Origin of the sequence: Jiangella rhizosphaerae (assembly GCF_003579925.1) — a bacterium.
Lineage (GTDB): Bacteria > Actinomycetota > Actinomycetes > Jiangellales > Jiangellaceae > Jiangella > Jiangella rhizosphaerae.
Window position 1 is genome coordinate 1 of the sequence record NZ_QUAL01000411.1, and the last position, 13,648, is coordinate 13,648.

Here is a 13,648-nt window from a genome sequence, read left to right on the forward strand (position 1 = left end):
TTCGAGCTCGACCACGTGGAGCTGGAGTTCACCGACGACGCGATCGAGGCGGTCGCCGACCTCGCGCTGCTGCGCGGCACCGGTGCGCGCGGGCTGCGGGCCATCCTGGAAGAGGTCCTGCTGCACGTCATGTACGAGGTCCCGTCGCGCGACGACGTCGCCCGCGTCGTCATCACCCGCGAGGTGGTCGACGCCAACGTGCTGCCCACCCTGGTCCCGCGTGAGGGCCCGCGCAAGCGCGAGCGCCGCGAGAAGTCCGCCTGACGCCCGACTTCCGCGCGAGACATTGGCCGATCCGACGAACACGGCGGCCCTGAGCTGCGGTTGAATCCGCCCATGAGCGACACACTCGTCCTGCGTGGCGGCACCGTGTTCGACGGCCTCGGCTCACCCGGCGCGGTGGCCGACGTCGTCATCGCCGGTGGCGTGATCCGCGCGGTCGGCGACGCCCGCGAGCACCACGCCACCGGCGCCCGAGTCGTCGACTGCGACGGCCTCTACGTCGCGCCGGGCTTCGTCGACGCCCACTCGCACAGCGACATGGTCCCGCTGATGGACGACCCGCAGCCGTTCAAGCTGCTCCAGGGCGTCACCACCGAGGTGGCCGGCAACTGCGGGTTCAGCTTCGCCCCGCTCGACGAGGCGTCGGCAGCCGTCGTCCAGGAGATGTACGGCGAGCTGGGCTGCGACATCCCGCCGCCGCCGGGCTCGTTCGCCGCCTTCCTCGACCTCGTCGAGAAGCACGGCCCCACCAACCATCTGGCGTACCTCGTCGGGCACCACACGCTGCGGCTCACCGCCAACGGCGCCGGCGACGAGCTGCGCCCCGGCGCCGTCGAGCACATGCAGCGGCTGGCCGCCGAGGCGTTCGAGGCCGGCGCCGTCGGCTTCTCCACCGGGCTCATCTACCCGCCCGGCTGCTTCGCCGGACGAGCCGAGCTGGAGGCGATCGCCCGGGTCGCCGGCGCGTACGGCCGTACGTACGCCACCCACATGCGCGACGAGGGCCGCTACGTCGAGGACGCCATCGACGAGGCGGTCGCGGTCGCCAGGGCCGGCGGCGTGCGGCTGCAGATCTCGCACTGCAAGGCCGCCGGGCGGGCCGCGCACGGCAAGAGCGCCGCCCTGCTGGAGCGCATCGAGGCGGCCCGGCTGGCCGGCGTCGACGCCATGGGCGACCAGTACCCGTACCTCGCCGGCGGGACGGTGCTGCTCGCGCTGCTGCCCAACCGCGCGGCCGAGGGCGGCGCCGCGGCCATGACCGCCCGGCTGTCCGACCCCGCCTACCGCGTCGGGCTGCGCGCCGACGCCGAGCGCGGCGACCCCGGCGACGGCATGTGGGCCAACACGACGGCGGCGCAGGTCATCGTCACCGGCCACCGCGACCCGGACGCCGTCGGCCGCACCGTCGCCGACCTCGCGGCCGCCCGCGGCCAGGCCGCCGACCCGTTCGACACCCTCTGCGACCTCGTCGTCGAGGACCCCGCCGCGATGATCGTCGTGGAGATGATGGCCGAACCGGACGTGCGGGCGATCATGGCCAGCCCGCTGGTCGGCATCGGCTCGGACAACGGCCCGCCGATGGGGCTGCAGCACCCGCGCACCTACGGCTGCTTCCCGCGGCTGCTCGGGACGTACGTCCGCGAGCAGGGCGTGCTCACCTGGAACGAGGCGATCCGCAAGGCGACGTCGCTGATCGCCCGCCAGTTCGGGCTGGCCGGCCGCGGCGTGCTGCTGCCCGGCGCGCACGCCGACGTCACGGTCCTCGACCCCGTGCGCATCGGCCACCGGGGCAGCTACACCGACCCCGCCGTGACCCCGGACGGCATCGAGATGGTCGTCCTGGGCGGCCGGGTGGTCGTCGACGGCGGCGGCTTCACCGGCGAGCGGGCCGGCCGGGTGCTGCGCGCCTGACCGGTCGCCGCCACACGTCGGTACATGCCGACGAGTTCTGCCGCCCGAGGTCGTCGGATCGGACAAAGACGTGACCCGTGTCACGGGGCCAGGCTGTCTCAAGCCGACCGCGAGGTCCGGGCGGCGGCGGGTCCCACAAGGCAACGAGAACTTGTGCGGATCACCTGCTCTCCCGAAGGAGTGTCATGCGCACACGCCGGAAGGTCACGCTCGCCGCGGCCTTGACACTGCTCCTCGCGGCCTGCGGCGGCTCCGACGGCGGCGACGGTCCGGCCGAGGCGGGCGGGAACGCCGAACCCGTCGTCGACGGCACGTTCACCACCGCGGTCTCCGCCGACCCGGGCAACCTGCATCCGCATCTGACGGTGCTCGCGGCGACCCGCGCCATCGCCAACTACCTGTACGACCGGCTGGTCTACTTCACCGTCGACGGTGAGGAGCTGCCCTGGCTGGCGGAGTCGTGGGAGGTCACGCCGACCACCGTCACGTACACGCTGCGCGACGGCGTCACCTGCTCCGACGGCACGCCGCTGACGGCGTCGGACGTGGCGGCCAACTTCCAGTTCGTCGTCGACGACGCGAACGTGTCGCCGGTGCGCGGCGTGCTGGTCCCGGCCGAGATGACGACGACCGCCGACGACGCCGCCCGCACCGTCACCATCACGGTGCCCGCGCCGGACCCGTTCCTGCTGCAGAGCACCGGCGACCTCTTCATCGCCTGCAAGGCCGGCCTGGACGACCCGTCGCTGCTGGAGGAGGACGGCATCGGCACCGGGATGTTCGAGCTGACCGAGGTGGTCCGCGACGACCATTACACCTTCCAGCGCCGCGACGACTACACGTGGGGACCCGACGGCGCCACGGCCGCCGACCAGGGGACGCCCGCCACCGTGAACGTCCGGGTCATCGCCAACGAGTCGACGGCGGCGAACCTGCTGCTGTCCGGCGAGCTGAACGCCGCCTCCGTGGTGGGCCCGGACCGCCAGCGGCTGGAGCAGCAGTACGAGCAGGTCACCACGCGTGCGGTCGTCGGCGAGCTGTTCTTCAACCAGGCCGCGGGCAACCCCGGCGCCGACGACGCCGTCCGCGCGGCCCTCGCCCAGGCGCTGGACTTCGAGGAACTGATGTCGGTGGTCACCGGCGGCTACGGACAGCGCTCGGAGGCGCTGGCCATCATCGACCCGGTCGCCTGCCGCTACGACGCCGTCGACGGCCACCTGCCGGAGCAGGACACCGAGGCGGCCGCCGCCGCACTCGACGCGGCCGGCTGGACCGCGGGCTCGGACGGCACGCGCAGCAAGGACGGCGCCCCACTGCAGCTGGAGCTGATCTACAACAGCACCCGCGGCGACACCACCGCCGCCGCGGCAGAGCTGATCGCGTCGACGTGGACCGAGCTCGGCGTCGCCGCCACCACGCGCGGCCTGCCGCCGACGGAGTACAACGAGGTGGTGTTCGGCACCGGGTCGTGGGGCGCGGCGCTGCTGCCGGTGAACCTGCGGCTGCCCAGCCAGATGGTGCCGTTCCTCTCCGGTCCGGCGCCGGCCGACGGCGGCGTGAACCTCGCCTCGATCGACAACCCCGGCTACGCGGCCGCCGTCGCCGAGGCGATGACGCTGCCCGGCCAGGAGGGCTGCGCCAAGTGGCAGGAGGCGGAGGAGGCGCTGTTCGCCGAGAACGACGTGCTGCTCTTCGCCGACGAGACGGTCCCGGTGTTCCTCGACGGCGTCACCGCCGAGCGCGGCGGCGACGGCCTCATCCCGCCGACGATCCGGCTGACGGCCTCGTGACGGCACCCGTCGCCGCACCACCCGCGCCCACGCGGACCCGGGTGTCCGCGTGGGCCGGCAACCCGTGGGCCGGGTTCCTCCTGCGCCGGCTGGGCCGGCTGGCGGTGTCGCTCGCGGTCCTGGTCACGCTCGCCTTCGGGATGATCCACCTGATCCCCGGCGACCCGGTGCGGGCGGCACTCGGCGTCACCGCGCCGCCGGACCTGGTCGACGCGCGGCGCGAGGCGCTCGGGCTGAACGACCCGATCGGCGTGCAGTACGTCGATTACGTGCGGTCGCTGTTCTCCGGCGACCTCGGCATCTCGATGACCTCTGGCGTGCCGGTGTCGGAGACGATCGGCCAGCGGCTGCCGGCCACGGCCTCCCTCGCCGTGGCGGCGTTCGTCGTGGTGATGCTGGCGGCGATCCCGCTCGGCCTGGCGATGGCGGTGCTCACCCGCGGCGGGCGGCGCCGCGGCGCGGAGCTCGGGTTCACCTCCACCAGCGCGGTGGTCGCGGCGATCCCGGAGTTCCTGCTCGCCGTCGGGCTGGTGTTCGTGTTCGGCGTGACGCTCGGCTGGTTCCCGGTGGCCGGGCGGAGCCACGCGGCGTCCTACGTGCTGCCGGTGGTGGCGCTGGCGCTCGGGCCGGCGCTGCTGATGGCCCGCATCGTCCGGGTCGAGGCGCTCGCTGTGATGGACGAGGACTTCGTCCGCACCGCCCGGGCCAAGCGGCTCCCGCCGCTGCGGGTGTACCTGCGCCACGTCTTCCCCAACGCGCTGACCTCGACGCTGACCATCGGCGGGCTGCTGCTCAGCGGCATGATCGTCGGCACCGTGCTGGTCGAGAACGTGTTCGCCTGGCCGGGCATGGGGATGACCATCGTCTCGTCGATCCTGGCCAAGGACTACCCCGTCGTGCAGGGCATCGTGCTGGTCTACGGCGCCGCGGTGCTGCTGGTGAACCTCGTCGTCGACGTGCTGCTGGCGGTCGCCGACCCGCGCTCGACCATCAGGGAGGGCTGATGGGACGCGACCAGTGGCGGGCCGCGCTGCGCAACCCGGTCGGTGCGGTGGCCGCGGGCCTGCTCGTGGTGCTGGCGATCCTTGCGGTGGTGGCGCCGATCCTGTGGGGCGACGCCGCCGAGGAGACCGACCCCGCGGCGCTGTCGCAGGGCTCGACATCGGAGCATCCGCTGGGCACCGACGCGCTCGGCCGCGACATCATGCTGCGCGTCCTCGTCGCCACGCGATACTCGCTCGGCCTCGCGCTGCTGGCGACCGCGATCTGCGTCGTCGCCGGCGTGCTCCTGGGCGTGCTGCCGGCGGTGCTCGGACGGAGGGCCGGCCGGCTGGTGACCGCGGCGGTGAACCTCGCGGTCGCCTTCCCCGGCCTGCTGCTGGCGCTGTTCTTCGCGGTGATCTTCGGGGTCGGCGCCCGCGGGGCCGTGCTGGCCATCGGCCTGGCCGGCGCGCCGTCGTTCGCCCGGCTGGTCCAGACGAACGTGGCGGCGGTGGCCGGACGGGACTACGTGGCGGCCGCACGGGTGGCCGGCGTGGGCCGGTTCCGGCTGGTCGCGCGGCACCTGCTGCCCAACATCGGCGAGCCGCTGGTCGTCAACGCGACCGTCATGGCGGGCACCGCGCTGCTGGCGTTCGCCGGGCTGTCGTTCCTGGGCCTGGGCGTCCAGCCGCCCGCGTACGACTGGGGCCGGCTGCTCGGCGAGGGACTCGACCGCATCTACATCAACCCGGCCGCGGCCCTGGCGCCCGGCGTCGCCGTCGTCGTCGCCGGGCTCGCGTTCACGCTGCTGGGCGAGTCGATCGCGCAGGTCGTCGGGGTGCGGGCAGTCCGTCGCCGGCGCCCGCCCGCCGCGGACGAGCCGGCGGCGGCGCTCGCTCGGGCCGCGGCGGAACCGGACGCCGTCCTCGTCGCCGACGACCTGCGGGTCGGCTTCCCCGCACCCGGCGGGGGCTGGACGCACCCCGTCGACGGCGTCGGCCTCACCGTGCGCCGCGGCGAGACCGTCGGCATCGTGGGGGAGTCCGGCTCCGGGAAGAGCCTCACCGCGCTCGCCGTCGCCCAGCTGGCGCCGGACTCCGCGCACGTCACGGCGCAGCGGCTGGAGGTGGCCGGCGTCGCGCCGCTCGGCCGCGCCGACGCCGAGGTCCGCGAGCTGCTCGGCACCAAGGTGGCGATGGTGTTCCAGGACCCGATGACCTCGTTCAACCCGTCGATGCGGGTCGGCCGGCAGCTGGCCGAGGTGACCCGGGTGCACGAGCGGCAGGGCCGGCGCGCCGCCCTGGCCCGGGCCGTCGACCGGCTGCGCACCGTCCGCGTCCCGGCGCCGGAGCGGCGCGCGCACCAGTACCCGCACGAGTTCTCCGGCGGCATGCGCCAGCGCGCGATGATCGCGATGGGCCTGATGAGCACACCGGAGCTGATCATCGCCGACGAGCCGACCACCGCGCTCGACGTCACCGTGCAGCGGCAGGTGCTCAGGCTGCTCGAGGACGTGCAGGCCGAGACCGGCGCCGCCGTCGTGCTGATCTCGCACGACATCGCCGTCGTCGGTCAGCTGTGCGAGCGGGTCGTCGTCATGTACGCCGGCCGTGTGGTCGAGGAGCTGCCGGTCGGGCGGCTCGGCGCGGCCGCGCACCCGTACACCCGTGCGCTGCTTGCCTCCGTCCCGGACCTCGCCACGGACCGCGACCGGCCGCTGGCCACCATCCCGGGCCGCCCGCCGGACCCCGCCGACCGGCCCGAGGGCTGCGCCTTCGCGCCCCGCTGCGAGTTCGCCGACGACGCCTGCCGGGTGCGGCCGGGCCTGGCCGCCGTCGCGCCGGACCAGCGCGCCGCCTGCTGGCATCCGCGCACCCAGCCGCTGGACCTGGCGCTGGACGCGGTCCCCGGAGGGTCATGCGACACCGACAGGCGATGGGGGGCCGAAGGTCCCCCTGAGCCCTCGGTCCAGGGCGTAGGTCGGCTGGAGAGAGTTCGTGATCCTTTGCATGACCCGACGTCCGACAGGGGCGCAGGAGGGCAGGCATGAGGGAGCTGTCGTTCGAGGGCACGACCGTCCGGTTCGGGACCGGGCGGTCCGCGCTGACCGCCGTCGACGGCGTCGACCTCACCGTCCCGGCGGGCTCGGTGGTGGGGCTGGTCGGCGAGTCCGGCTCCGGCAAGTCGACGCTGGCCAAGGCCGCCGTCGGGCTCGTCCCGACCACCGGCGGCGAGATCCGGCTGGACGGCGCGCCGCTGCGGACCAGCCGCGACCGGCGCAAGCTGCAGCTGGTCTTCCAGGACCCGCACGCCTCGCTCGACCCGCGGATGACCATCGGCGAGTCGATCGCCGAGGCGCTGCCCGGCCGGCGCCGCCGCGCCGCGCGGACCGCCGAGGTGGCCCGGCTGCTGGAGCTGGTCGGCCTGGACCCCGCGCGGGCGCGGTCGCTGCCGTCCGGGCTGTCCGGCGGGCAGCGGCAGCGGGTCGCGCTGGCCCGGGCCCTCGCCGCCGAGCCCGAGGTGGTGCTGGCCGACGAGATCACCTCCGCGCTCGACGTCTCCGTGCAGGGCTCGGTGCTCAACCTGGTCCGCGACCTGCAGCGGCAGCTCGGCCTGACGATGCTGTTCATCTCGCACAACCTGTCCGTCGTGCGCTACGTCAGCGACGTCATCGCGGTCATGTACCTGGGCCGCATCGTCGAGGCCGGCCCCGCCGACGCCGTCCTGTCCGCGCCGCGACACCCGTACACCCGCACGCTGCTGGACGCCGCCCCCGCGTTCGGCGTCGCGCTGGACGACCCCGTCCCCGCCGACGACCCGCGCCTGGACGCCGAGGCGCCGTCGCCGCACGACCCGCCGCCGGGCTGCCGGTTCCACCGCCGGTGCCCGATCGGCCCCCTGACCCGGCCGGAGCGCACGATCTGCGCCGAGACCGATCCGCAGCCCGGCGCGGCGGACCGGCCGCACCGGGCCGCCTGCCACTTCGCCACAGACCTGATGGAGGTGCCGGCGCCGTGACGCGAGATCTGACCCCGGACGATGTCCTGGCCCTGACCGTCCCCGCCGAGCCGGCCCTGTCGCCCGACGGCACGCGGGTCGCCTACGTGCTGAAGGGCAGCGACGCCGAGGCGGACGAGAACGTGTCCTCGCTCTGGCTGGTGGCTGCCGACGGCGGCGAGCCGCGGCGGCTCACCCACGGGCGGGCGGACGCCTCGCCCGCCTGGTCGCCGGACGGCACCCGGCTGGCGTTCCTGCGCGCCGCCGACGGTCCGCCGCAGCTGTGGCTGCTGCCGCTGGACGGCGGCGAGCCGGTCGCCCTGACCGACCTGCCGAAGGGGGCCGGCGCGCCGGTCTGGAGCCCCGACGGCACCCGGATCGCCTTCACCGCCGCCGTCGACACCACCGGCCAGGCCGAGACCGACCCCATCGTGCTGGACCGGCTCGGCTACAAGGCCGACGGCGCCGGGCTGCTGCGCGGGCTGCGCCAGCACGTGCACGTGGTCGACGTCGTCTCCGGTGAGACGACCCAGGTGACCGGCGGCGACTGGAGCGCCGGTCCGCCCGCGTGGTCGCCCGACGGCGCGCGGCTGGCGTTCCCGGCGGTGACGGCCGCGGACGCCGACCTCACCGGCGCGTCGGCCGTCTACGTGGTGGCGGCCGGCGGAGGCACCGTCGCGCTGGGCGAGCCGGTCGGAGAGCTGCGCGCCGCCGGCCCGGTGACGTGGACCCGGGACGGCGGCGCGCTGGTGGTCGTGGGCCAGACGGAGGTCGCGGTCGCGCACACCCGGCTGTTCCGCGTCCCGCTGGACGGCGGCCCGGCGGTCGACCTCACCGCGGACCTGGACCGCAACGTCATGCCCGGCGGGCCCGGCTACCCCGGTGGGCTGCCGCAGCTCGCCGGTGCCGGTGACACCGTCGTGTTCTGTGCCCGCGACCGCGGCTGCACGCACGTCTACACCGTCGGCGCCGGCGGGGGACCGGTGCGGCCAGTGCTCGGCGGGGCAGGACGGGTCGTGTCGGGGCTGTCCGTGGCGGGCGAGCGGGCCGCCGTCGTCGTCGCCGGGCCGGGCTCGTACGGCGAGGTCGCACTCGTCGAGGTCTCGACCGGCGCCGAGACGACGCTGACCGCGCACTCGCCGGCGGACCTGGACCTGCCGGTCGCCGAGGAGCGGGTCTTCACCGTCTCCGACGGCACCGAGGTGCACGGCTGGCTGCTGCGCGCGGCCTCGGCAGGCAGCGGGCGGGCGCCGCTGCTGCTGGACATCCACGGCGGCCCGCACAACGCCTGGAGCCCGGTGCCCGACGGCGGCCACTCGTACCACCAGCTGCTGGTGCAGCGGGGCTGGTCGGTGCTGCTGCTCAACCCGCGGGCCAGCGACGGCTACGGCGAGGCGTTCTTCTCCGCCGCCGTCGGGCAGTGGGGGCTGGCCGACGAGCGCGACTTCCTCGAGCCGCTGGACCAGCTGGTCGCCGAGGGCGTCGCCGATCCGGACCGGCTGGCCGTCACCGGCTACAGCTACGGCGGCTACATGACGTGCTGGCTGACCGGCCGTACGGACCGGTTCGCCGCCGCGATGCCCGGCGGCGTGCTGACCGACATCACCAGCTTCGCCGGCACCTCCGACGCCGGCCACTACCTGGGCGCATTCGAGACCGCCCTCCCGTTCGCCGACCCCGAACGGGCGGCCGCTCAATCGCCGTACACCAACGTCGCGAACGTGACGACGCCGACGCTGATCCTGCACGGGCTGGCCGACGACCGCTGCCCGCCCGGGCAGGCCGAGCAGTGGTTCGCCGCGCTGCGCGCCCGCGGCGTGCCGGCCCGGCTGGTGCTCTATCCCGGCGCGTCGCACCTGTTCATCCTGGCCGGGCGCCCGTCGCACCGGCTCGACTACGCCCGCCGCATCGTCGACTGGGCCACCCAGCACACGTCGAAGAAGGAGAGCCCGATGACCGCCACGACGCTCGACCGCGACCACTGGCAGCAGCGCCTGAACGAGCTGGCCGAGAAGTACCGCGTCCCCGGCGCGACGCTCGGCATCGCCCGCGGCGACGAGACGCTGGAGCTGGCCTACGGCGTCACGAACGTCGACACCGGCGTCGAGGTCACCACCGACACGCTGTTCCAGATCGGCTCGATCAGCAAGGTGTGGACGGCGAGCGTCGTCATGGCGCTGGCCGACGCCGGCAAGCTCGACCTCGACGAGCCCGTCGTCACCTACCTGCCGGAGCTGCGGCTGGCCGACGACGACGCCACGGCGCGGGTCACCATGCGCCACCTGCTGACCCACACCAGCGGCATCGACGGCGACTTCTTCCTCGACACCGGCCGCGGCGACGACTGCTTGGAGAAGTACGTCGCGGCGCTCGCCGGGCTGCCGCTCAACCACCCGCTCGGCGCGACCTGGTCGTACTGCAACTCGGGGTTCACGACGGCCGGCCGGGTGATCGAGAAGCTCACCGGGCAGACCTGGGACACCGCGATGCGCGAGCTGCTGTACACGCCGCTCGGGCTGACCCACACGGTGACGCTGCCCGACGACGCGCTGCTGTACCGGACCGCCGTCGGGCACGTGCACGAGGAGGACCAGCCGTTCCGCCGGGCGCCGGTCTGGGTGCTGCCGCGGTCCGCCGGGCCGGCCGGGCTGATCACCTCCACCGTCGCCGACGTGCTGACCTTCGCGCGGATGCACCTGGCCGGCGGGGTGGCCGCCGACGGCACCCGCGTGCTGGCCGAGGGCACGGTCGCCGCCATGCAGGAGGAGCAGGTGACGCTGCCCGACCCGTACACGCTGGCCGACTCGTGGGGGCTGGGCTGGTTCCGCCTGGACTGGAACGGCACCCGGCTGATCGGGCACGACGGCAACACCATCGGGCAGTCCGCGTTCCTGCGGGTGCTGCCGGAGCAGGACATGGCCGTCACGCTGCTCACGAACGGCGGGCACACGCGCGACCTCTACGAGACGCTGATCCGGGAGATCTTCCGCGAGGTCGGCGGCGTCGAGATGGCCACGCCGCTGAGCCCGCCCGCGGAGCCGGTCGAGGCCGACATCACCCCGCACGTCGGCACGTACGAGCGCACCAGCGTCCGGCTGGACGTCTGGCAGGCCGAGACCGGCCCGAAGCTGCGCCTGACCAGCACCAGCGAGCTGGCCGGGCTGGAGGAGGAGCCGAAGGAGCTGGACCTCGTGCCGGTGCGTCAGGACCTGTACGTGACCCGGCTGCCCGGCAACGAGACGTGGATGCCGGTGACGTTCTACCGGCTCGCCGACGGGTCGCCGTACGTGCACCTCGGCGTGCGCGCGACGCCGAAGGTCTCCTGACACGTGGGGGATGTCGAGGGGGAGCTCCGCGACGCTTTCGCGGCGGCGGGCGTGAGCGGGTACCTGCACGCCGTGGACGTGTCGTCCGGCACCGAGGTGGGTCTCGAGCCGGACGCGCCCGTCGTCACCGCGAGCGTGTTCAAGGTCCCGGTGCTGGTCGAGCTGTGCCGGCAGTTCGCGACCGGCGAGCGGGCGCCGACGGACCGGCTGCGGGTGCCGGCCGGGTCGCGGACGCTCGGCCCGACCGGGCTGTCGGTGATGCTGGACGACGCGGAGCTGTCGTTGCGCGACGTCGCCTACCTGATGATGAGCGTCAGCGACAACCACGCCACCGACGCCCTGATGGCGCTGCTCGGCCGCGAGTGCGTCAACGCCGCGATGGCAGCGCTCGGGCTGCCCGGGACGGTGCTCGAGGAGGACTGCGCGGGGCTGTTCCGGATCATCGAGGAGCGCGGCCTCGACGGCGTGCTGGACGCCGGGACGACCAACCGCAGCACGCCGCGCGAGACGACGACGCTGCTGCGGCGCGTCTGGACCGCCGACGGTCTGCCGGAGCAGGCGTGCGCGGAGATCCGCCGGATCATGGGACTACAGGTCTGGCCACATCGGCTCACCTCGGGCTTTCCGGACGATGATGTGAGGGTGAGCGGCAAGACCGGAACCCTGTCGCACGTGCGCAACGAGGTGGGCGTCGTCGAGTACCCCGACGGCGCGACGTTCGCGGTCGCGGTGTTCCTGCGGCTGCCGGGCGCGGAGTTCCGCAACCCGGCCGCCGACCGCGTCATCGGCACGGCCGCGCGGATCGCCGTCGACCACCTGCGGGTGAGCGCATGACCCCCGCGACGATGATCGAGGACCTGCGGACGCTCGTGGAGTGCGAGTCGCCGTCGGCCGACCTCGCGGCGGTCGCGGCGTCCGCGGACGTCGTCGCCGAGCTGGGTGAGCGGCTGACCGGCGCGGCGCCGGAGCGGATCGTCGTCGACGGCCGGACGCATCTGCGCTGGCGGTTCGGGCCGCCCGGGGTGCTGCTGCTCGGCCACCACGACACCGTCTGGCCGGTCGGCTCGCTCGTGGCGCACCCGTGGCGGGTCGAGGCCGGCCGGGCGTACGGGCCGGGTTGCTTCGACATGAAGGCGGGGCTGGTGCAGCTGTTCCACGCGCTGGCCGGGCTGACGACGCTGGACGGGATCACCGTGCTGGTCACCGGCGACGAGGAGCTCGGCGCGCCGACGTCGCGGCCGCTGCTGCACGAGGAGGCGGCCCGGGCCCAGGCGGCGTTCGTGCTGGAGGCCTCCGCCGACGGCGGTGCGCTGAAGACCGCGCGCAAGGGCGTCGCCTGGTACGAGGTGCGGGTGACGGGGCGGGCGGCGCACGCCGGACTGGAACCGTGGACCGGGGTGAACGCGGCGGTCGAGCTGGCGCACCAGATCCACGCGATCGCCGCGCTGGACCGCGGGCCGCTCGGCGCCACCGTCACCCCCACCCTCACCGCCGCCGGGACCACCGCGAACACCGTCCCGGCGACGGCGTCCGTGCACGTGGACGCGCGGGTGCCGACGGCGGACGAGGCGCGCCGGGTCGACGACGGCCTGGCCGCGCTGCGTCCGGTGCTGGACGGCGCCCGCGTCGAGGTCGTGCCGGGGCCGCGCCACCCGCCGTTCGAGCCGTCGTCGTCGGCGTCGCTGTTCGCGCTGGCGTGCGAGGTGGCCGACCGGCTGGGGATGGGGCCGCTGGCGTCGGCGCACGTGGGCGGCGCGTCCGACGGCAACATCGTCGCCGGCGACGGCACCCCGACGCTGGACGGGCTCGGCGCCGTCGGGGCCGGGGCGCACGCGCCGGGGGAGTACGTCGTCGTCGACGAGCTGCCGCGGCGGACGGCGCTGCTCGCCGGCCTGATCGACGCGGTCCGCTCCGGCGAGTGGGCCGGCTCGTCGGCCCGCACGAACGGGGCCGCCGCGGATCGGGCCGGACGACCATGACCGGCGCCCAGGAGCGGAGGATCATCGACGACATGGCTGCTCAGCCCGCCACCGTCGCCCGACTGACCATCCGCGAGCTGTCCGCGCTCGGCGACCTCGAAGAGGTCTACGCGCTGTTCGACCGCATCTGGCGGCCCGACCGGTCCAACCCGCCCGTGACCGTCGAGCACCTGCGCGCGCTCACCCACGCCGGCAACTACGTCGCCGGCGCCTACGACGGCGACGAGCTGATCGGCGCCTGCGTCGGCTTCTTCGCCGCGCCGCCCGGCCGGTCGCTGCACTCGCACGTCGCCGGCGTCTCGTCCGCCGCCCGCGGCCGGCACGTCGGGTTCGCGCTGAAGGCGCACCAGCGCGAGTGGGCGCTCGCGCGCGGCCTCAGCGAGATCACCTGGACGTTCGACCCGCTGGTACGCCGCAACGCCTACTTCAACCTGGCCAAGCTGCAGGCCCGCCCGAGCGACTACCTGGTCGACTTCTACGGCGACATGGACGACGCCATCAACGGCGGCCAGGGCAGCGACCGGCTGCTGACGCGGTGGCGGCTGGACGCGCCCGAGGTGGTCGCGGCATGCGCGGCCGGTGGCGGGACCGGCGCGGTGGAACCGCCCGGGGCGGTGCCGGCGCTGACGGAGTCGCCGTCCGGCCGGCCCGTGGCGGCGCC

9 protein-coding genes and 1 pseudogene are annotated in these 13,648 nt (G+C 74.8%); all 10 read left to right on the forward strand.

Translation table 11 applies throughout. The features are described 5' to 3' along the window. A pseudogene (locus DY240_RS27730) lies at window positions 1-264 on the forward strand (ATP-dependent Clp protease ATP-binding subunit ClpX); the annotation flags it as partial. A gap of 72 nt (window positions 265-336) precedes the next feature. Next, entirely contained in the window at window positions 337-1,914 is a 1,578-nt protein-coding gene (locus DY240_RS27735) for an N-acyl-D-amino-acid deacylase family protein (protein ID WP_119662892.1), read from the forward strand. A gap of 185 nt (window positions 1,915-2,099) precedes the next feature. Then, entirely contained in the window at window positions 2,100-3,704 is a 1,605-nt protein-coding gene (locus tag DY240_RS27740) for an ABC transporter substrate-binding protein (RefSeq protein WP_119662893.1), read from the forward strand. Next, a complete protein-coding gene (locus tag DY240_RS27745; RefSeq protein ID WP_199702616.1) occupies window positions 3,701-4,708 on the forward strand; it encodes an ABC transporter permease in 1,008 nt (335 codons plus the stop codon). The genes DY240_RS27740 and DY240_RS27745 overlap by 4 nt, the downstream gene beginning before the upstream one ends. Next, entirely contained in the window at window positions 4,708-6,735 is a 2,028-nt protein-coding gene (locus DY240_RS27750) for a dipeptide/oligopeptide/nickel ABC transporter permease/ATP-binding protein (RefSeq protein ID WP_119662894.1), read from the forward strand. The genes DY240_RS27745 and DY240_RS27750 overlap by 1 nt, the downstream gene beginning before the upstream one ends. Further along, window positions 6,732-7,703 carry an oligopeptide/dipeptide ABC transporter ATP-binding protein gene (locus DY240_RS27755; RefSeq protein WP_119662895.1) on the forward strand — a complete coding sequence of 324 codons (972 nt, stop codon included), beginning with the start codon at window positions 6,732-6,734 and terminating at the stop codon, window positions 7,701-7,703. The genes DY240_RS27750 and DY240_RS27755 overlap by 4 nt, the downstream gene beginning before the upstream one ends. Then, entirely contained in the window at window positions 7,700-11,008 is a 3,309-nt protein-coding gene (locus tag DY240_RS27760; protein ID WP_119662896.1) for a serine hydrolase, read from the forward strand. The genes DY240_RS27755 and DY240_RS27760 overlap by 4 nt, the downstream gene beginning before the upstream one ends. 3 nt (window positions 11,009-11,011) lie before the next feature. Further along, window positions 11,012-11,842, forward strand: a complete 831-nt coding sequence (locus DY240_RS27765; protein WP_119662897.1) for a serine hydrolase — start codon at window positions 11,012-11,014, stop codon at window positions 11,840-11,842. Beyond that, window positions 11,839-12,987, forward strand: a complete 1,149-nt coding sequence (locus DY240_RS27770) for a M20 family metallopeptidase (RefSeq protein ID WP_233552901.1) — start codon at window positions 11,839-11,841, stop codon at window positions 12,985-12,987. Before DY240_RS27765 ends, DY240_RS27770 begins: the two co-directional genes overlap by 4 nt. A gap of 32 nt (window positions 12,988-13,019) precedes the next feature. After that, the coding region (locus DY240_RS27775) for a GNAT family N-acetyltransferase (RefSeq protein WP_199702619.1) at window positions 13,020-13,648 on the forward strand (629 nt) is incomplete at its 3' end.

What these genes read in the sequence shown, in the direction of transcription:
- DY240_RS27735 (WP_119662892.1), top strand. Translation starts at nt 337, where the DNA reads ATGAGCGACACACTCGTCCTGCGTGGCGGCACCGTGTTCGACGGCCTC.
- DY240_RS27740 (WP_119662893.1), top strand. Translation starts at nt 2,100, where the DNA reads ATGCGCACACGCCGGAAGGTCACGCTCGCCGCGGCCTTGACACTGCTC.
- DY240_RS27750 (WP_119662894.1), top strand. Translation starts at nt 4,708, where the DNA reads ATGGGACGCGACCAGTGGCGGGCCGCGCTGCGCAACCCGGTCGGTGCG.
- DY240_RS27755 (WP_119662895.1), top strand. Translation starts at nt 6,732, where the DNA reads ATGAGGGAGCTGTCGTTCGAGGGCACGACCGTCCGGTTCGGGACCGGG.
- DY240_RS27770 (WP_233552901.1), top strand. Translation starts at nt 11,839, where the DNA reads ATGACCCCCGCGACGATGATCGAGGACCTGCGGACGCTCGTGGAGTGC.